The sequence below is a fragment of the Pseudomonas sp. PSB11 genome (assembly GCF_014596605.1).
GTDB classification, from domain to species: Bacteria; Pseudomonadota; Gammaproteobacteria; order Pseudomonadales; family Pseudomonadaceae; genus Aquipseudomonas; species Aquipseudomonas umsongensis.
Map to the genome: position 1 here is coordinate 126,327 of NZ_NOIO01000013.1, position 19,634 is coordinate 145,960.

A 19,634-nucleotide genomic window follows, 5' to 3' on the forward strand; every position below is an offset into this window, starting at 1 on the left:
TGTGGGAGCGAGCCTGCTCGCGAATGCGTTCGATCATTCAACGTTGATGTTGGCTGACCCATCGTTTTCGCGGGCAGGCTCGCTCCCACACTGAATAGGGTGAAGTTTGAGATGGGGTTAGCCCACAGCGGCCATGGCACGCCGCCGATGATGAACCTCGAGCTGATCCTTGATCACCTTGAGCACCTTGGCTTCATGCTCATGGATAAAGAAATGCCCACCCGCCAGCATGTCCACGGAAAAGCTGCCGAGGGTTTCCTTGCGCCAGCCGAGCAACTGCCCGCTGGTGGCGTGGTCGGCCCTACCACCGAGTACGTGCACCGGGCAGTTGAGCAACGGCCGTTGCAGCGGCTCGAAGCGCCCGCACAATTGGAAGTCGGCACGCAGGATCGGCAGTGTCAGGCTCATCAGCTCCTGGTTGGCCAGCACTTCTTCGCGGGTGCCGTTGAGTGTGCGCAGTTGCTCGATCAATTCGGCATCGGTCTTGGGCTCGGCAAAGCCACGGTCGTAATCGGCGCGCAGGGTCGGCGCAGCCGTGCCCGAGGCAAATAGCGCCACCGGTTCAGGGCAGCCGAGCGAGCGAAATGCATGGGCCATTTCACACGCAAGCAACGCGCCCAGGCTATGGCCGAACAAGGCATACGGCGCACTGAGCGTGTCTTTATGTTCCTGCGCCAATTGCAGCGCCAGACGGCGCATGTCGGTGTGCAAGGGCTCATCGAAGCGCGCACCCCGCCCCGGCAGCTCCACCGGTTGCAGCTTGATCCACTCCGGCAGCTTGCGCCGCCAGCGGCTATAGACCATGGCGCTCGCGCCCGAATAGGGCAGGCACAGCAATGTCAGCGGGGTCACCGGGCTTTCCTCGAAAGTTGTCTGCTAAGAGAACGGACGAGCGCCCCGGGGAATTAGTCGGATGCCCCCCCTGTAGGAGCGAGCATGTTCGCGATGGACGCATGGGCGACACGGGCTGTCTGATGCCCCGCGTTATCGTTGACGTTCATCGCGAGCATGCTCGCTCCTACAGGTATTGCTATAGCATTGCACTGCTGAACCGCGGACGAAACCCCCGCCGCAATCGCCAGTCCCCCCCAACAATGCGCCGCCTCCGATCAGCGCCGACATCGGCAAGACCCGGCGCCAGCCAAACCGATCCACAGCCGCGACACCTGCAGCACACAGAATGCCGTGGCCAAGGCAAAAGTCGCCGCCACCGCCCCGGCCAGCACGAAAACCCTGCTGCCTGGGGCTTTGAACAGTTCGCGATAGGGATTGGCCATAGGGTCCGGCCTCGATAAGGGACTGCAAATTGTTGGGTAAATGTGAAGCCCCCTCACTGCTCCAGACTAATGAACTCTCCACCGCTCAAACCAGTCAGCTATTAAGGTCCTCGATGTAACCCGGAGCCACGCGCCAATGCCCGACCATCACCCCGAACGCCAAAGCCCCATCGACGCCCACGGCATCATCGGCGACATGCGCAGCGCCGCGCTGGTCAATGACAAGGGCAGCGTGGATTTTTTCTGCTGGCCGGAATTCGACAGCCCGTCTATTTTCTGTTCGCTGCTGGACACGCCCGAGGCCGGTATTTTCCAGCTGTCCCCGGACTTGCCGGATGCCCGCCGCGAGCAAATCTACCTGCCCGACACCAACGTGCTGCAAACCCGCTGGCTCAGTGATCAAGCCGTGGTGGAAATCACCGACCTGTTGCCCATCGGCGACACCGAAGACAACCTGCCCCTGCTGATGCGTCGGGTCCGGGTGGTCAGCGGCCAAGCGACGTTTCACCTGCACTGCGCCGTGCGCCACGACTACGCGCGAGCCCACACCCTCGCCCGCCTGGATCAACAGGACGTAATCTTCGAAGCCACCGATCAGCCGTCCCTGCGCCTGGCGGCGGATCAGCCATTGCGCATTGACGGGCAGGCAGCCGTCGCCGATTTCACCCTCAAGCAGGACCAGACCGCGGAGTTCCTGCTGGGTGCCGTTGACGATCCGCGCTTCAAGGAAGGGGCGACAACGCTATGCCTGGAACGCACGCTGAAGTTCTGGCGCGACTGGATCGGCCTCTCCAACTACCGCGGCCGCTGGCGGGAAATGGTCAACCGCTCGGCCCTGGCGATGAAGCTTTTGACCTCGCGCAAACACGGCGCGATCCTCGCCGCGGCGACCTTTGGCCTGCCAGAAACCCTCGGCGGAGTACGCAACTGGGATTACCGCTACACCTGGATCCGCGACGCATCCTTCACCGTCTATGCCTTCATGCGCCTGGGCTTCACCGAAGAGGCCAACGCCTATATGCGCTGGTTGCGCGGGCGGGTCAGCGACTGTCGCGGCAAACCGATGAAACTCAATATCCTGTATGGCATCGACGGCCGACAGGAACTGCCGGAAATCGAACTCTCGCACCTGTCCGGCCACGGCGGCGCCACTCCCGTGCGCATCGGCAACCTGGCGTATGCGCAGGTCCAGCTGGATATCTTCGGCGAACTGCTGGACGCGGTGTACCTGGTCAACAAATACGGCGAAGCCATTTCCCACGAAGGCTGGAAGCACACCGTGGAAGTCGTCGATCAGGTGTGCGAAACCTGGCAGCAGGAGGACGTCGGCATCTGGGAAATGCGCGGCGAACAGCACCACTTCCTACATTCGCGACTGATGTGCTGGGTCGCCCTGGACCGGGCGATCCGTCTCGCCTCGAAACGCTCGTTGCCCGCGCCGTTCGCCCGCTGGGACCAGACACGCCAGGATATCTACACAGACATCTGGCAAAACTTCTGGAACGACGAACGCGGGCACTTCGTGCAGCACATCGGCGGCACCGGTCTCGACGGTGCGATGCTGCTGATGCCGCTGGTGCGTTTCGTCAGCGCCAAGGACCCGCGCTGGCTCGCGACCCTTGAGGCCATCGAGAAAAACCTGGTGCGCGATGGCATGGTCTACCGCTACCACAATGACGACAAACACATCGACGGCCTGACCGGCACCGAAGGCGCATTCGCCGCCTGCTCATTCTGGTACGTCGAATGCCTGGCCCGCGCTGGCCAGGTGGAAAAGGCCCATCTGGAGTTCGAGCAACTATTGCGCTACGCCAACCCGCTGGGGCTGTACGCCGAAGAATTCGACAGCCGGGCACGGCACATGGGCAACACGCCACAGGCGCTGACGCACCTGGCGTTGATCAGCGCGGCATGTTTTCTGGATCGCAAGCTCAGCGGCGAGAAGGGTTTTTGGCAGCCTTGAATACTACCGGTAGGCGCCAGGCTGCCGGCAAAGGCGTCCTTGAAATTGCTTTCGCCGGCAAGCCTGGCTCCTACAGATCTGACGTCCGGCAACGGTTTTGTGTAGGCCGGCGTCCGACATTTTTTAAACAAAACACCCGGAAATACCTTGTTGCCAGGCGCTACAACCCCACCTAACATCCCCAATCAACGGGCACAGCGGAGCTGTCCAACAAAACCCGTATTCAAGGAAAAAGAATGTCCCAACGCATCCACCGCAGCATCGACCTCCCCCTTCGAACCGGCCTGAACCGCAACGAACTGTGGGAAGCCCACGACAAGGGCCTGATCAAATGCTGGGAAGTCGGCCGCCAGCGCGCCGCCCGCTTCCCCGACCTCGCCCATCAATGCCGTGCCGGCGAATTGCCGGTGCTGGGCTGGAAAGGTGGCGTCAATCGCAGCCTGAAGAAGCTGGAGAAATACGGTTCCCTCAAATACCTCGCCCAATGGCAGGGCTTGCGCGGGGAAGATCTGGATGTGGATCTTGGCGAAGAGCGCGTGCTGACCTGTTCACGCACGAAAATGGTCGTGACGTTTACACCGGATCGGACCAAGTATTTCAACCAAATGGCGGAAACGAATGAGTGATCAAGCTGACACTCAAGGCATTATTGGATCTGCTGCGGCACTGACCGAAAACCGCTCGCGATAAGCCTGCGGAGTCACCCCGATGGCCCGCAGAAAACTGCGGCGCAGGGTTTCTTCGCTGCCGAATCCGCATTGCACGGCCACCCGCTTGATGGGCACGCCGGTATCGCTGAGCAGGCGTCGTGCGGTTTCGACGCGGATCTGTTCGATGGCCCGGGCCGGGGTTTGGCCGGTGTCGGCGCGGTAGTGGCGCACGAAGCTGCGTTCGCTCATGCCGGCCTGGTTGGCCAGGGTTGGAATGCCCAGGTCCTTGCTGAGGTTTTCGCTGATCCAGGCATGAAGTTCGTCGAAGCGGTTACCTTCTTTCTGCAAAGACAAGGTCACGCTGAATTGCGACTGGCCGCCAGGGCGCTTGAGGAACACCACCAATTGTCGGGCGACGTCCAGGGCCATGGTCCGGCCAAGGTCGGCTTCGACCATCGCCAACGCCAGGTCGATACCGGCGGTGACGCCGGCCGAGGTCCAGACCGGGCCGTCATTGATAAAGATCGGATTGGGCTCGACCTGCAGGCGTGGGTGTTGTTGCGCCAACTGTTCGCAACGGGTCCAGTGGGTGACCACCCGCCGGCCATCGAGCCAGCCGCTGGCCGCCAGCAAAAACGCCCCGGTGCACACCGATGCCACTCGCCGGCACTTTGCCGCGTGTTCGCGCACCCAACTGACCAGTGAAGGGTCTTGTGCCGCCGCATAGACGCCCCAGCCGCCGGCGATGATCAAGGTGTCGCTGCCCTGCTCGGGCAAAGGCTCGGCCAGCAACGCCAGGCCTGCCGACGACATCACCGCCCCGCCGCCGCCAGTGATCACCGACGGCGCATAAGGGGGCGGCGAGCCTTGCTGGCGGGCGATGTCATTGGCGGACGCAAACACCTGCAACGGCCCGGTGACATCAAGCACTTGCACATTGGCGAAGGCGAGCACGTGAACGGTTTTTAACATGTTGGCGTAATTCGTGGGATTATTGGCGGATACGCCAAATCCTAGACCCCTACAGTAAAGGCGTCCACCCACTTCGGAGAAATACACCATGACCTTGCAGATCGGTTTTCTGTTGTTTCCACAGGTGCAGCAACTCGACCTTACCGGCCCGTACGACGTTCTGGCGTCGCTACCGGATGTGAAGGTGCATCTGATCTGGAAGGACCTGATGCCCATCACCGCCAGCACCGGACTGATGCTCAAACCGACCGTTACCTTTGACGACTGCCCGGCGCTGGATGTTATTTGCGTACCCGGTGGCAGCGGGGTCGGGCCGTTGATGGAGGATGAGCCAACCCTGGCGTTCATCAAGGCCCAGGCCGCCAACGCACGGTATGTGACGTCGGTTTGCACCGGGGCGCTGGTGCTCGGTGCGGCGGGGCTGCTCAAGGGCAAGCGCGCCACCACCCACTGGGCGTATCACGAGTTGCTGGCGCCACTGGGAGCGATTGCGGTGGCGGATCGGGTGGTGCGCGACGGCAATCTGCTGACCGGTGGCGGAATTACCGCGGGCATTGATTTTGCCCTGACCCTGGCGGCAGAGCTGTTCGATGAGGACACCGCGCAGCTGGTGCAACTTCAACTGGAATACGCACCTGCGCCGCCATTTCAGGCCGGTAGCCCGCAAACGGCACCCGCCAGCGTGCTGGAGGAAGCTCGTCAACGTGCCGCCGGCTCATTGAAACTGCGAGCGCAAATCACCAAGCGGGCGGCGGCGAAACTCGGCTGACAAGGAAATCCTGGCTGCGAGAACTGCGGTTCGAGCAGCCAGATTTTTCTGACGCCCATAAAAAAACCCGCCGAAGCGGGTTCTTCCAAGACCATTACAACTCCCTGTCGTCAGCATTCCTTGCCAATGGCCGATCATCCATGATCCTGAGAGCACTCCCTGTACCTCAGTGGATGGGGCCAGAATACGCATCGGATCCAATATGTAACAGACGACATAGTTGTAACCGCGTGTAAGACATTCGCTATAGCTGCACTGCCATCACTCACTCCCACGCTCGCGGGCCTTGGCATTTTCGGCGAGGAATTGTTCAAGTCGGCTCAATTGCTCTTCCCAGCCACGGCTGTCCATGTAATACGCCTCCTTCTGGCGTACGTCGGGAATGTGAGCGAAACCTGATTCGGAAACCTTGAGCAAGGTGCCGTCTTCATAATCCTGAAGTTCGAATTTGACCAGCGTGGTGGGCTCCTGGGAGTAGTCGATCCTGGGATTGACCGCGTAGGGGTGCCAGCGAAAGGAAAACAATTGCTGGGGCTCGACCCGCTCGACCAGCACGTTCCACAACACATGTTCATAACCGGGATACGTAACCTGCCCCTGCGTCCACTCGCCGGCGATGAACCGCCTGCCTTCGAGTGCAACGCCAAACCATTGACCGAACGCCTCGGCATCGACCAAGGCACGCCATACATGGGCGCGGGGCGACTTGAGCATGATTTTGCGTTCAAAACTATTGGGTACTGGTTTCATACGTCACCTCCTGTAATGAACAACAGTAGGCCTCTAAGACCACAAGTCCAGCCCGAAAGTTGTATCCATCCGCTGTCAGTTGTCGAAATCGTCGTCTTTGCATCGCTACACTGGCGCAAATTCCCCCGTCACAGCGAGCCTCCTCCATGTACTCACGCTTTCTTCTGGCACTTACACCTTTGCTGCTCACTCCCCTGGCCCAGGCCCTGGACTGCGATAACGCCAGCGACCAGGCCACGATGAACCAGTGTGCAGCGCAGCAGCATGCCGCGGCGGACAAGGAGTTGAATGCGCTTTACCAGCAGATCACCACACGTTTGAAGGGGAACCCCGACAGCAAGAAGCTGCTGGTGGGTGCACAGCGCTCGTGGATTGCGTTTCGCGATGCCGAGTGCAAGTTTTCGGCTTCCGGGGTGGAGGGTGGGAGTGTTTATCCGCTGATCTACAGCAATTGCGTGACCGAATTGACCAAGGCGCGGGTGGAGACGTTCAAGACTTACCTGAAGTGCCAGGAGGGGGATTTGGGGTGTCCGGTGCCGGGGGTTTGAATTTGCGGCGTTTTTGAGGGCCTCTTCGCGGGCAAGCCCGCTCCCACAGAGGATTTGTGAACGACACAAATCAAATGTGGGAGCGGGCTTGCTCGCGAAGGCGTCAGTGCAGGCGCCGCAATTACCGCACAAAAATCTGCGCCGTGGTGATCGCCATATCCCCACCCGGCAACTTGATCTTGCCCACCTGCTTCAAGCTGTCGGCATCGAAGATCGCCACATCGTTGAAGGTGCCGGCCAGATAGATCTTGCTGCCCTCCTTGTTGAAGGAAATGCAGTAGTAAGAGTGATCAAGCGTCGCCGCCTGGAGCATCTTCTTTTCCTTGATGTCGTACTTGGCCAAGCGGTTGAGCACGCCAAACATCAGGTTCGGATCCTTCGGTGAACGCATGCCGCTGAAGTAGATTTCCGTCAGGGGCCCGAAGTCGGTGGTTTCGGTCTTGCCGGTCTTCAGGTCGACACTGAACAAGCCGTACAGGTATTCGGCAGTGGCCGGGTCCTGCTTCTTGTCCTTGAATTTCGCCGCGGTGTAGAGCAGCGAGAAATCATGCCGGTAGGTTTGCTGGTTCCACACGTAGAGCACGTCGGGCGCACTGTAGTTCGGGCGTTTCCAGTGACGGCTGGGGATCAGCACGTCGAACTTGCCGGTTTGCACATTGACCTTGTAGACATCCGCACCGGCCACGTACAGCGTGCCGTCGTCACCGCTCTGCATGATGGTCAACTGCCGTGGCGCCGGGAAACTGCGCACCGGCTTGGCGTCCATGCCGGCGTCAGTCTTGTACACGTCGAGCCGGGGCTGCTGCACTTCGTAGCGATCGTTCATCATCAGCGTCGGGTTGGCGATGGTGTACAGCTCCTTGCCGTCATGGCTGACGGTGAAGGCGAACATCGATTTGGCTTTCTCCCCCGGTTTCTGGGTGATGCTGGCGTGGAACACCTGCTTGCAGCTGTCCAGCTCGACGCCATAGACATCCGCATAGTGATTGTTCAGCACGTAGGCGGTCTTGCGATCCGGCGACAGCTGCACGGTGCCGGGACCGAAGGCGTCCGGCATCTTGCAGGTCTTGTACAAGGTGTCGGTGGCCAGGTCGATCACGTGCAGGTTGTTCGGATAATTGGTGGTCAACATGTACTCATGACCGTCTTGCAGTGCGGTGTTTTCATCGGCCAGGACACTGAGCGCGCAGGTGCTCAGGAGGGCGAAAGCGGCCAGGCCGCAGGCGTTGATGCTGTGCATGCTGGAATCCTTCTTATTATCTGATCACTTGTCTTTCGGGAAGACAGTGCCGAGGTTGCGCCAGTTTTCGTTGGACGCCTGGGCATCCTTGTTCCAGTCCGGGTAGGTGCTCATCATGTCCGGCACCTGGGCCGGCCACCAGCACGGGTCGGAGCAGCCATACAGGTCGGCTTCCATCGGCTGGCACAGCGACGACACACCGCCAAACGCATCGATTTCCCAGCCCGGGTCGGTGGTCGACGCACAGCCCGCCACGGAGCTCATCGCCACCACTTCTTCAATGCGGTTTTCATCCGCCGCCTGATCCAGCTTCAACGCTTTGTTATTGATTGCCTTGAGATGTTTCATATCAGTGAGCCTTGCGCGGAGTGATGTAGCTGCTGATGAACGCAGGGTTGTGAGCCATGATCCGGGTGTAGACCTCGATGCCGAAGTCGACCCAGTCACGCATCAGTTCGCAGTAGTGATAAGTCGGGTGCGTCGGATCGCCGTAGCGGGCGTAGCTTTCGTGGTAGCAGCCGCCAGAGCACAGGTTGCGGATCTGGCAGTCTTCGCAGCCGGTATTGGTGCGGTCCAGGCGCTGGGACAGGAAGTCGTTGAGTTCCACCTGTTTCACACCGCTGTGCACGTTGCCGAAGGTCGGCAGGCTCGATCCGGTAAAGCGGTGGCACAGGTTCAGTTCGCCCTTGTGATCCACCGCCAGCATCTTCAGGCCCGCGCCGCATGGCAGGGCTTTCTTGTGGCCTTCGTGGATGTCGGTGATCAGTTGGTGCAGGTTGGAGAAACCGATGTTGCGGTGCTCCAGTGCCGCTTCCAGATAACGTCGACCGAGGCGTTTCATGCTGGCGAAGACTTCGATCAGCTCGTCGCTGGTGAGGTTGAAGCTGCTGATATCGCCCGACGTCACCGGGGCAAACCCGACTTCGGCAAACCCCAGTTCATTGAACAGGTGATCCCAGATGGTTTCGACGTCGGTGACGCCGGTGGTCAGGGTCACCCGCGCGCCCACCGGACGGCTGTTGTAGCGCGACAGCAGCATCTCGGCCTTGCGCCGTACCACGTCGTAGGTGCCCTGCCCGCCCACGGTGATGCGGTTGCGGTCGTGCACGGTTTTCGGCCCGTCGATGCTCACTGACAAGCCAAAGCGGTGGGCATTGAGGTAGTCCACGGTCTCTTCGGTGAGCAGCGTGGCGTTGGTGGTCATGACGAACTCGACGAACTTGCCGGCTTCGCGAAAACGTTTCTCGCAATAGTCGACCATGTACTCGATCAGCTTGCGGTTGCTCAGCGGTTCGCCGCCGAAGAACACCACGGTGAAACGTTCTTCATCCGGCGATTCGCGCAACAGCATTTCCACCGACGCGATGGCGGTCTCGACGTCCATTTTCTTGCCGGCCGACGGCTTGTCGAGATCTTCCTTGTAGCAGTAGGTGCAGCTCAGGTTGCAGCCGGTGTTGACGTTGAGTACCACGGTATTGATCGCCGTGCGCTCGACACGCTTGGTGGCGATGTCCGGGGTCAGCGGCGAGCCGTCGCTGACCAGTTCCAGGGCCATCAGCTCGCGCAGGGTCTCGGTGATCTCCTCGCCGTTGAAGCGCCCGTCCAGACGCTGGATCAGGTCGTCCGAGGAACAGCCCGGGCCGCGCAGGGTATCGATGATGGTGCCCGTCAGTTCATCGCTGGCGAACAGCGAACTGCTGGGGATGTGAAACAGCATGCGGTCGGCATCGACCTGCACTTCGTGCAGGTTACGTTCGACCAGATTCAAGATAGCGCCCATTGCAAACCTCCTGTGCAGACCCCGCTTGGCGGGGCGTGCGGTCATTCCGAAAAGTGTCTGAATCGCTGTCGATCAGCACCACTCAAGGAATGGGTGGATTGTTCCAGCGTTGCACGGTCACGATCATGTGGCCTTCGCCGGTCAGGGATTTCCCTGCGTCGTCGACGGCGGCGATCACCTTGAGGTTGCCGGCATTGTTGGTGGACATCTTGCGGGCCGGGTTCGGCCCGGCGTCGCCCGGGGTGAACACACCGGTGTCGGCCTGCATGGTGCCGGCGAACTTGACGTCTTCGTCTTCCTTGGCGCGGTCGTCGAAGGCTTCGACCTTCCACTGCGCCGGGAACACGCCGATGCGATACGGCTTGCCATCGGCGCCCTTGCCCCAGGCTTCGGCGTCGAAACGACCCTGGACTTTCGGCGTCGAACCACCGCCCTCACCGATCCTTGCCACCGAGAATTCAGGCACGACTTTGACTTCGGCGATCTTGCTGTATACCGACAGGCTCGGCCCTTTGAGCGTCCCGACGGTGACTGCGCGCAAGCCCGGCTGGGCATTGGTGGCAGCCTTGAGCTTGACCTTGATTCGCTCCGGACTCTGCTCCACGACCTCGAGCACTTCCACGCCTTTGCCGAAGTTCGGCTTGCCGCTCAGGCCGCTGCCGATCAGGGTGACTTCGCTTTCGCTGCCGGCCTTCACATAGCCCGGCTGCACCGCCAGCAATCGCTGGGAACCCTGCTTGGCCGCGACGAAGTCCAGGCCGCGCTCGTCGTGCTCGGCCTCGAACATCCGGCCCTGCATGGCGTTGCCTTGGGCGGCGAACACCTGGCGCATGGTCACGCCATCGATGCTGACGTTGCCGCGCCATTCGTAGCCGGTATAGAGAATCGCGCTGCCGTCGCCGTTGAACGGCGTGCCGTCGGCGTATTGGCCTTTGACGCTGACCTTGAAGGTATCACTGCCATCGGCGGTCACGCTCATCACACCGGCCAGTTCGCCTTTGCCCGGCAAGTGACCGCTGAAGCTCCAGTCACCCACCAGTGCTTCGGCTTTTGGCGCGGCGCTTTGCCATTTTTTCCAGGCCGGGTTGTCCAGCGGATAACGCTTGGCCAGCAGCGGCACCATCTCTTTGCGCGCCAGGTCGAACCAGTCGCGGTCGCGCGACAGTGCCTGGTACTCCAGGGACGGCCATTGGCCAAGGTGGAAGTTCACCAGGCGTTCCCACTCCTGGGCCGGACGCCGTTGCAGGGCCACCCGCGCACCGGAGTGGCAACGGCCGCACATCTGGCTGGTCTGGTCGTCGAACTGCTCGACCGTGTTGAGCCGGCGCTCCAGGGCATAACGCACGCCGTCGGTCTCGCTCGGCGCCAGGCCCTGGGTATCGGCCAGGTACTTGACCAGGGTGCGGCGATCTTCATCGCTGATCTGCAAACCGTGCATGGTCTGCATGCGCGCAATGCTCATCAGCCAGCCTTCCGGCGTCTTGCGCTGGTGGCTGATGCGGCTCAGGGCGTTATCGGCTTCGGGGGTATGACAGCCCTGACAGGTTTCCTTGAGGATGGTCTGGGCGTCGCGGGCTGCCAGGCTGTGAGGCGAATGCAGGGCCACGCAAGCTGCGATGGCCAGCAGACTGGCGCTCATGCCTGAACGGAGTTTTCTCTTCATCAACGTCGAACCTCGCACGGTGCTTTCTTATTTTTGTGGCTTATCGTTTTTTGGGTTTCTGCCGCCGGCGGCAAGCCGCTGACGGTGGCAGGAGAAACGTCTGCGATGAGCAATACACGGAGCGTGCCAGCTTGTGAATCGTGTTTTTTATCAATTGCTTAGGTTAAATACAGGGTGATTGACGACTGCTAAACCTGACGTCCCGCGTCTAATATCGCGACATCTGTTGCACTCTGAGACAAGCATAGGATCAAGATCAAAAGATCGCAGCCTGCGGCAGCTCCTACACGGGAATCGGCATACACCTGTAGGAGCTGCCGCAGGCTGCGATCTTTTGATCTTCGCATGTCTCACTGCGTCGCAATTTGCGACGTCAGCTCACCTCCTTTTCATTGGTCAATAACCCGCAAGCCCCACCAAATCGATGTTTCACCCAAATAAACACATCTGGCACAGCCATTGCGAAAGACCTCGCCACACGAACAAGACGAGGTTTCATCATGTCGCTTCCCAACCTGCTTCCCGCCACTTCGGCATTTATCCAGCGCGCCCCGCGCATGCTCATCGGTGGCGACTGGGTCGAGTCCGCCGACGGCCAGACCATGGCGCTGCACAACCCCGCCACCGGCGAAGTGCTGTGTGTGGTGCCACGGGCCACACCGGAAGACGTCGACCGCGCGGTCCTCGCCGCCCGCCAGGCGTTCGATGATTCGGCCTGGACCCGCACCCGCCCTCGGGAGCGGCAGAATCTGTTGTGGAAACTCGCCGACCTGATGCAGCGCGATGCCGAGCTCCTGGCGCAGCTGGAATGCCTGAACAACGGCAAAAGCGCGGCGGTGGCGCAAGTGATGGACGTGCAGCTGGCCATCGATTTCCTGCGTTACATGGCCGGTTGGGCAACCAAGATCGAAGGCACCACGGTCGACGTGTCGGCACCGCTGATGCCCAACGACCAGTTCCACAGTTTCATCCGCCGCGAAGCGGTGGGCGTTGTCGGCGCCATCGTCGCCTGGAACTTCCCGCTGTTGCTGGCCTGCTGGAAACTCGGCCCGGCCCTGGCCACCGGCTGCACCGTGGTGCTCAAACCCGCCGACGAAACCCCGCTCACCGCGCTGAAGCTCGCCGAGCTTGTGCTCGAGGCGGGTTACCCCGAGGGCGTGTTCAACGTGGTCACCGGCACCGGCATCACCGCAGGCTCCGCGCTGACTCACAATCCGCTGGTGGACAAGCTGACCTTCACCGGCTCCACCGCCGTGGGCAAGCAGATCGGCAAGATCGCCATGGATTCCATGACCCGGGTGACCCTGGAGCTGGGCGGTAAGTCGCCAACGATCGTGATGGCCGATGCCGACCTGAAAAGCGCCGCAGCCGGTGCCGCCAGCGCGATCTTCTTCAACCAGGGCCAGGTCTGCTGCGCAGGCTCGCGCCTGTATGTGCAGCGCAAGCATTTCGACAATGTGGTGGCGGACATCAGCGATATCGCCAACGCCATGAAACTGGGTAACGGCCTGGACCCGAGCGTGGAAATGGGGCCGTTGATCTCGGCACGGCAGCAGGCGCGGGTCTACGGCTACATAGAACAGGGCCGTGAAAGCGGCGCGACCATCGCCTGCGGTGGCGAGCAGTTCGGGCCGGGCTTTTTCGTCAAGCCGACGGTGATCGTCGACGTCGATCAAAAGCATTCGCTGGTGCAGGAGGAAATCTTCGGCCCGGTACTGGTGGCGATTCCCTTCGATGACGAAGCCGATGCCCTGCGCATGGCCAATGACAGCCCTTATGGGTTGGGCGCGAGCATCTGGTCCAATGACCTGGCGGCGGTGCACCGGATGATCCCACGGATCAAGTCCGGTTCAGTGTGGGTCAACTGCCACAGCGCCCTGGACCCGGCGCTGCCCTTTGGTGGCTACAAGATGTCGGGGGTCGGCCGCGAGATGGGGTATGCGGCGATCGAGCATTACACCGAGTTGAAGTCGGTGTTGATCAAGCTGTAATTGGCGGCGTCCTTGCGGACGCCATCGCGGGCAAGCCCGCTCCCACAGTGATTTGTGTGATGTCGTAGATTGCAGCTTCACCAAAAAACCCTGTGGGAGCGGGCTTGCCCGCGATAGGGCCCGCCCGAACAACCAGAGATCTCAGGGTTTGAAACCCTGGGCCAACAACCAACTCCTGATCATCCTGCCCTGCTCGACAGTCAATCCAGCCAGCGCTTGTTCGGCAGGCTCGGTTCGCAATCGCCGCACCAACGGCGCCAATTCAACCCCCTGCACATGCCAGATCCCCAACGGTTGATCCGCCGTGATCACCACCTCGGCCTCATCGACAAACCCTTCACGCAGCACCGGCGCCCGCTCGATTTTCAGCGCATTGAAATCAGCCTCTGCATGGGCTACCTCGGCATCCGGCCATTGCCGCCGCGCCTTCCAGAATGGCTGATTGAGCCAGCGTTGTTCATCGGCATAAAAATCCCGACCTATCCGCGCAAACCGCAGAAACAGCTGCTCCACCCGCTGTTGATGAAAACGCCGGGCCAGCGCCGCTCGCTCGGGCTTGCGCAACAAGGTGTTGATCACCGTCGGCGCCTGCAACGCCGAGGACAGGGATTGGAAGATGCCGTTGCCCGACAACGGGTCGACCGCCATCGCCGCATCGCCAACCCGAATCCAATTGTCGCCGCACACCTGCGGGCTGAGAATCGCCGTGCTGCTGCGGGCATGCAACTGCAAATCAACCTCGGGGTCGGCAGCGAAAAACGCCTGGGCGAACGACGATGCCTGGCGCCGCTGTCGACAGTACTCGAGCAACTGGGCCTTGCCCGGCAGAGCGGCGCTGGCCACATCCACCGTCCATTGCCAATAACACTGGCCGTCGGCCCGTCGCGCCATCCATGCCCAGCCATCCTCAAGGCTTTCCACGGCGCTGGCGGTGTTGCCCGGCGTGCCCTGCCAGCGATTGAGCAGGCTGACTGTCTCCGGCCCGCGCAAGCCTTTACCCAGGGCGGGCGCCTGGCGGCCACGGGCTTCCACCAGAAAGTCCGCAATCACTGCCTGTCCACCGTCAATCTCGATTCGATGACCGCTGGCGAGTGCCTGGACCACCAACACCCGACCCTCGATCAACTCAACACCGGCCAGGCGCAAGGCTTCGCGCAGGCCGCAGTCAAAGGTCGGACGGTCGAGCAGGAACTCGATGTTCTGCGAATGCTGCTGGCCGTTCCAGTTCACCTGCCGTTGAGAGGGCAACGTCGCCTGCGCCAGCGCCTGTTGCAGTCCGGCGCCGCGCAACGCCTCCAGCACCCGCTGGGAAACACCTTCGAGGGCGGCAAAACGCCGCCATTCGCTGACCAGCGTAACCGCATACCCCAGTCGTCGCAGCCCCAGTGCTACCGCCGCGCCCGCGGGCCCGGCGCCCAGGATGACGATCGCGGTCATGGCCCGAAACGCCGTTCAGGGCCGCGGTAACGGGCGTTGTGGCGCAGATAATCGATCACCTGTTCATTGCTGGCGTCGGGATTCTCCACCAGGAATGCCGCAATGTGCCCGCTCAACGCCGCGCAACCGAGACTGGCGCCGGACTGCCCCGGATAAGTGCCGTGCACGCACGCACCGAAATCCGCCTGGGCACTGTCGAGCCATGACCATTCGAGTTCGGCGCAGCGCGCATCCCCGGTCACCCGCAGCACCTGTGGATAATTCGCCGGAAACACCCCCTCCCCCTGGGCCGGGCTGGACGCGCACAGCAATACACCCTGGCCCACCGCCAATGCGCAAGCAGCCCGCAACAGGTTGCGATCCTGGCGCAAACCCAGGCTCAGATTGATCAAGCGCACGTCCTGCGCCACAAGCCAATCGATGGCCGTGGCGATCTGCAAGGCGCTGGTCACCCCGCGCCGGTCGAATACTTGCGCCACGCAAAACAGTGCCGAGGGTGCACGCCGGCCGATAGCTTCGATCACAGCGCTGCCATGGCCCAACGGATCGTCACGCAAGTCGCTTTCGCTCAGCCCGTCTTCCACCAGGGAAAAACGCCGCCCAGCGACGACCTGCACCCGTTGCGCGGTCGAGTGACCGCTGTCCACCACACCAATGCGCAGCTCAAGTTTCATAAGGCTCAGGTTTCATAAGGCTCAGGCTTCATGCAACAGCGTTTTCGACACCAGTACGCCGTCGAGCAATTCAAAGCGCAAATCGGCATCGGCCAGGGTCGAGGGACGATGGCTGATCAGGATGCGCGTGCGCCCGGCAAACAGGCGGTCGATGGCTTCGATCACTTCGCGCTCGGTGGCTTCGTCCACCGCCGAAGTGGCCTCGTCGAGCACCAGGATCAGTGGGTCCTGCAACAGGGCGCGGGCAATGGCAATGCGTTGTTTCTGCCCACCGGACAACTGCTGGCCGCGCTCCCCCAACGGACTGTCGAGTCCTTCGGGCAAGGTCGCAATCAGGCTGTCGAGTTGCGCCAGCCGCGCGACGTCGGCGATCGCTTCGCGGCTGGCGTCGGGCACGGCGTAGGCCAGGTTGTCGGCCAGGCTGCCGCGAAACAGCACGATGTCCTGGCTGACCACGGCAATGCGCCGGCGCAACTCGAACAGGTCGAGTTCGCGCACATCCACGTCCCCCAACAGCACCCGCCCGGACTGCGGGTCGTGGTGGCGTTGCAGCAGATCGATCAGGGTCGATTTGCCGACCCCGGAGCCGCCGCTCAGGGCGACTTTCAAACCGTAGGGAATCCGCGCCTCGATGCCACGCAGGGTGGTCGGGCGACCGGGATGACTGAAGTGCACGTCATCGAAGCGCAGCTCGCCAGAACCCGGCATCGGTTTCGGTGTTTCGGGGGTGAGTACGGTGGCTTCCTCGCCGCGCAACTCCATCACCCGCCCGAGGCTGACGGTCATGCGCTGAATCGCCACATAAAGCCCCAGCAGACTCTGCACCGGCCCGACGGCCATGCCCAGGTAAGTGGAAAACGCGATCAATGCGCCCAATTGCCAAGTGCCCTGCACCACCCAATACCCACCAATCAGGAACGCACAAGCCCGGGACAGCGAAGTCAGTGTGCCCGGCACGGCCTGGGTGAAAAACTCGGTGACCTGCAGGCGCAGCAACTGGCTCATATAGCCTTGCCCCAGCGTTTCCAGGCGCCGCGCCTCGCGCTGTTGCTGGCCGGCAGACTGGATGAACTTCATCACCGGCAGCGTCTCGACCATGAATGACGACATGTCCGCCGAGCGTTCACGCAACTGGCGCACATCGCGCTCGACCTTGCGCCGCATCCAGCGCAGCCACAGCACGTCGAGGGGAATCAGCACCAGCGCCAGCAGCGACAGTTTCCACGACAGCGTCAGCAGCATGGCCACGGCCACCACCAGGCCGATCACGCTGGACACCGCCGAAAATAATGAATCCACGGCAAAGCGCTGGATCTCCGCCACGTCGCCATCGAGACGCGACATCAGGTCACCGATGCGCCGCTGGCCGTAGAAGCTCGGTGACAAGGTCTGCAAATGCCGATACAGGTCATCGCGCAGGGCGAACAGCATGCGCCCGGACAAGCGCGTGTGCAGGTAACGATTGATCCCGGACAACGCCGTGCCCAGCAATCCCGCGACGATCATCAGCCCGGCGATCAACACCAGCATCGGGAAATTGCGCGCCAGCAGGCCGTCATCGATCAGCAACTTGGTCAGCCACGGCTGCACCAGCACCAACGCCGAGGCGCAGACCGACAGGCCCAGCAGCCCGGCAATCGCCAGGCGGTGCGGGCGTACAAAGCTGTATAGCCAGCGTAACGCAGCCTGCAGGGCCTCGGGGTTCTGGCTGTCGATCAGCCGCACGATCAGGCGCTGCATCACGGGCGCAACTGCTTGAGCTTGCGATACAAAGTCGCGCGGCTGATGCCCAGGGCGTCGGCAGCGGCCGAGACGTTGCCCTGGTGGCTGTCCAGGGACTGGCGGATCATCTCCAGTTGGTTTTCCCGGATACTGCCGGCCTGGGGTCGTTCGCCGGCATTGAGGTCATCGAGCATGCTGTCGGGCAAGTGATCGAGGTTGAGCACGGTCTCCCCGGGTTCGCGCATGGCCAGCGCGGTACGCAGGACCATTTCCAGCTGGCGGATGTTGCCCGGCCAGTGATAACCCTCGAGCAAGCGGTTCAAGTCGTCGTGCAGGACTACGTTTGGCGCATCGAGCCTGGCCAGCAGTCGGCCGACCAGCGCACTGAAATCCTCACGTTCGCGCAGCGCCGGGAGCATCACGCTGATGCCGTTGACCCGGTAGAACAGGTCCTCGCGAAAGTGCTTGTCCTGCACCAGGCGTTTGAGGTCGCGGTGGGTCGCGCAGATCAGCGCGACGTCGATGTCCTGCTCTTCGCCGGCGCCCAGTGGCGCGACCTTGCGGTCCTGCAGTACGCGCAGCAGGCGGGCCTGCAAGGCCAGCGGCATGTCACCGATTTCATCGAGAAACAAGGTGCCGCCGTGAGCCTGTTGCAGGCGTCCGACCATGCCGCCGCGGCGCGATCCGGTGAACGCGCCCTCGCGGTAGCCGAACAGTTCCGACTCGATCAGGCCCTCGGGGATCGCCGCGCAGTTGACCGCGACGAAGGGTTTGTCGCAGCGGCTACCGGCCATGTGCAGGGCGCGGGCAATGACTTCCTTGCCGGTGCCGGTTTCCCCCAACAGCAACACCGGCAACTGGTTGGCCAGGCCTTGTCGGGCCATGCGCAAGGCACGGGCATAACGGGCATTGCTGCCGGCCAGGGCCTCCAGGTCTGGTTGCGCCTTGGCGGTTTTTGCGACGCTGCGTGGCGGGCTGCCGACGTTGATCGAACGTTGCGGCGCGCGCAGGGTTTTGTAGAAGTATTCGCCTTTGGCGGTCTGCAGGCTGCCGACGCCGCCCTGGTGCAGACGTGCCAGCAATTGCAGGCCATCGACGCCAAGAAATTCTTCGCACCGCCGACCGACCAGCGCTGAACGTTCGGCATGCAACAGCTGACAGGCCTGGGCGCTGACCGCGAGGATTTTCCCGCCCAGGCTTACCGCCAGCAGGCCCTGCCATGGCGACTCGAGGTACTGCCGGCGACTGTGGAACGCCAGGACGATTTCGTCCGGATAGCTTGCGTTGAAGACACGGCTCTCGATCTGGCTGACGGCCATGGCCAGCAGCGCGGTGCTGTCATGGGCGCGGCCCAGCGGGCCTTCGCGGGTCAGGTCGAGGACGCCGAGGATGTCGCCTTGGGGGCAATGGATCGGCACCGAGGTGCAGGAAAAGTCACTGAGGCGGTCCAGGTAATGCTCACCGCAATCGATCAGGGTTGGCCGGGCTTCGACCAGTGCCGTGCCCAGGGCGTTGGTGCCACGCGCGGCTTCGCTCCAGCAGGCGCCGAGGGTGATGTCTTGCAGGCCACTGCCCTTGAGGCGGTCGGCGCGACCTTCGACGGCAAGGATGGTGGCGTCGGAGTTGGCGAGGATGATCAGCCCCTCCTTGCCTTGGCGTTCGGCCAGGTAATCGATCGCCGGCAACGCTGCATCGATCAACAGGCGATTGCTCGCCAGCAATACGTCGACGCTGGCACTCGATTCCAGCGCCAGCTCATGCTTGGCATTGTAATGCACGCCATGGCTGAGGCTGCGCCGCCAGGAAGCATCGATTTCCGCGCGCAGGACGCCGTCCGGGACTTCGCCTTCCAGATGCAGTTTTTCCCGGGCCAGCCGGGCTTCGCGGTGCAATTTGGGGGAGTTTGTTTTTATTAGCGTCATCAAGCGCTCCGGGTCGTCCACCCTTGCGCCTTCATACGTCGGCGCCCTGGAGCAATCTTTACGTTAACGTAAGGGCGATGGCAAGTGCCGTAGGGCACTTGTGTTCCGGCAGGTGGACCGGGTTATCGTTCTTCGCGAGCAGGCTCGCTCCCACAGTTGACCGAGGTACCCCCATATTTGTGTTCCACTGCGCCCCCCCCTGTGGGAGCGAGCCTGCTCGCGATAGCGATAAACCAAACACCAAAGATCCCAGATCTGCCAACCCTCAGGACTGAC

General features: G+C 62.0%; 16 protein-coding genes and 1 pseudogene. 5 read left to right on the forward strand and 12 right to left on the reverse strand.

Annotation, left to right across the window (positions count from 1 at the left end):
- Window positions 1-117: 117 nt before the first annotated feature.
- Together CGA21_RS16690 and CGA21_RS16695 are read right to left on the reverse strand one after the other, a co-directional pair.
- Window positions 118-852 carry a thioesterase II family protein gene (locus CGA21_RS16690; RefSeq protein WP_110749359.1) on the reverse strand — a complete coding sequence of 245 codons (735 nt, stop codon included), beginning with the start codon at window positions 850-852 and terminating at the stop codon, window positions 118-120.
- Window positions 853-1,089: 237 nt separating this feature from the next.
- Window positions 1,090-1,277 (reverse strand): annotated as a pseudogene (locus CGA21_RS16695) (MFS transporter); the annotation flags it as partial.
- A 136-nt stretch (window positions 1,278-1,413) separates the two neighbouring features.
- Here CGA21_RS16695 and CGA21_RS16700 point away from each other — a divergent pair.
- Complete coding sequence (locus tag CGA21_RS16700; protein WP_110749361.1) at window positions 1,414-3,240, forward strand: glycoside hydrolase family 15 protein; 1,827 nt, start codon at window positions 1,414-1,416, stop codon at window positions 3,238-3,240.
- Window positions 3,241-3,476: 236 nt separating this feature from the next.
- A complete protein-coding gene (locus tag CGA21_RS16705) occupies window positions 3,477-3,866 on the forward strand; it encodes a hypothetical protein (RefSeq protein WP_188264638.1) in 390 nt (129 codons plus the stop codon).
- A 12-nt stretch (window positions 3,867-3,878) separates the two neighbouring features.
- On the opposite strand, the gene CGA21_RS16710 is transcribed toward CGA21_RS16705, so the two are convergent.
- Window positions 3,879-4,862, reverse strand: coding sequence for a GlxA family transcriptional regulator (locus CGA21_RS16710; RefSeq protein ID WP_110749364.1), 984 nt, complete (start codon window positions 4,860-4,862; stop codon window positions 3,879-3,881).
- Window positions 4,863-4,950: 88 nt separating this feature from the next.
- Here CGA21_RS16710 and inhA point away from each other — a divergent pair, with 88 nt between their 5' ends.
- Window positions 4,951-5,631: an isonitrile hydratase gene (gene inhA / locus CGA21_RS16715; RefSeq protein WP_188264639.1), complete on the forward strand. Its 681-nt coding sequence runs from the start codon at window positions 4,951-4,953 to the stop codon at window positions 5,629-5,631.
- Between the two features lie 261 nt (window positions 5,632-5,892).
- Here inhA and CGA21_RS16720 read toward each other — a convergent pair whose 3' ends face one another.
- Entirely contained in the window at window positions 5,893-6,381 is a 489-nt protein-coding gene (locus CGA21_RS16720) for an SRPBCC family protein (RefSeq protein ID WP_033042975.1), read from the reverse strand.
- Between the two features lie 146 nt (window positions 6,382-6,527).
- Here CGA21_RS16720 and CGA21_RS16725 point away from each other — a divergent pair, with 146 nt between their 5' ends.
- Window positions 6,528-6,929 (forward strand): lysozyme inhibitor LprI family protein, encoded by a 402-nt coding sequence (locus CGA21_RS16725; RefSeq protein ID WP_110749370.1) that lies wholly within the window; start codon window positions 6,528-6,530, stop codon window positions 6,927-6,929.
- Between the two features lie 121 nt (window positions 6,930-7,050).
- Here the strand turns inward: CGA21_RS16725 and peaD are convergent, their stop codons facing one another.
- From peaD to peaA, 4 genes are all read right to left on the reverse strand, one after another.
- Window positions 7,051-8,169 carry a quinohemoprotein amine dehydrogenase subunit beta gene (gene peaD, locus CGA21_RS16730; RefSeq protein WP_188264640.1) on the reverse strand — a complete coding sequence of 373 codons (1,119 nt, stop codon included), beginning with the start codon at window positions 8,167-8,169 and terminating at the stop codon, window positions 7,051-7,053.
- Between the two features lie 24 nt (window positions 8,170-8,193).
- Window positions 8,194-8,517, reverse strand: a complete 324-nt coding sequence (qhpC, locus tag CGA21_RS16735) for a quinohemoprotein amine dehydrogenase subunit gamma (protein ID WP_007971075.1) — start codon at window positions 8,515-8,517, stop codon at window positions 8,194-8,196.
- Window position 8,518: 1 nt separating this feature from the next.
- Entirely contained in the window at window positions 8,519-9,949 is a 1,431-nt protein-coding gene (gene peaB, locus CGA21_RS16740; RefSeq protein WP_110749374.1) for a quinohemoprotein amine dehydrogenase maturation protein, read from the reverse strand.
- Between the two features lie 82 nt (window positions 9,950-10,031).
- Window positions 10,032-11,612, reverse strand: coding sequence for a quinohemoprotein amine dehydrogenase subunit alpha (gene peaA, locus CGA21_RS16745; RefSeq protein WP_188264641.1), 1,581 nt, complete (start codon window positions 11,610-11,612; stop codon window positions 10,032-10,034).
- Between the two features lie 500 nt (window positions 11,613-12,112).
- Between peaA and CGA21_RS16750 the strand changes: the two genes are divergently transcribed.
- Complete coding sequence (locus CGA21_RS16750) at window positions 12,113-13,603, forward strand: aldehyde dehydrogenase family protein (RefSeq protein ID WP_188264642.1); 1,491 nt, start codon at window positions 12,113-12,115, stop codon at window positions 13,601-13,603.
- A gap of 141 nt (window positions 13,604-13,744) precedes the next feature.
- Here CGA21_RS16750 and CGA21_RS16755 read toward each other — a convergent pair whose 3' ends face one another.
- The 4 genes from CGA21_RS16755 to CGA21_RS16770 are packed head-to-tail and all read right to left on the reverse strand — an operon-like array spanning window position 13,745 to window position 19,358.
- Complete coding sequence (locus CGA21_RS16755) at window positions 13,745-15,040, reverse strand: FAD-dependent monooxygenase (protein WP_110749381.1); 1,296 nt, start codon at window positions 15,038-15,040, stop codon at window positions 13,745-13,747.
- Window positions 15,037-15,714 carry a S8 family serine peptidase gene (locus CGA21_RS16760; RefSeq protein ID WP_188264643.1) on the reverse strand — a complete coding sequence of 226 codons (678 nt, stop codon included), beginning with the start codon at window positions 15,712-15,714 and terminating at the stop codon, window positions 15,037-15,039. The genes CGA21_RS16755 and CGA21_RS16760 overlap by 4 nt, the downstream gene beginning before the upstream one ends.
- 21 nt (window positions 15,715-15,735) lie before the next feature.
- Window positions 15,736-17,454 carry an ABC transporter ATP-binding protein gene (locus tag CGA21_RS16765; RefSeq protein ID WP_188264644.1) on the reverse strand — a complete coding sequence of 573 codons (1,719 nt, stop codon included), beginning with the start codon at window positions 17,452-17,454 and terminating at the stop codon, window positions 15,736-15,738.
- Complete coding sequence (locus CGA21_RS16770) at window positions 17,454-19,358, reverse strand: sigma-54-dependent Fis family transcriptional regulator (RefSeq protein ID WP_188264645.1); 1,905 nt, start codon at window positions 19,356-19,358, stop codon at window positions 17,454-17,456. The genes CGA21_RS16765 and CGA21_RS16770 overlap by 1 nt, the downstream gene beginning before the upstream one ends.
- Window positions 19,359-19,634 lie beyond the last annotated feature (276 nt).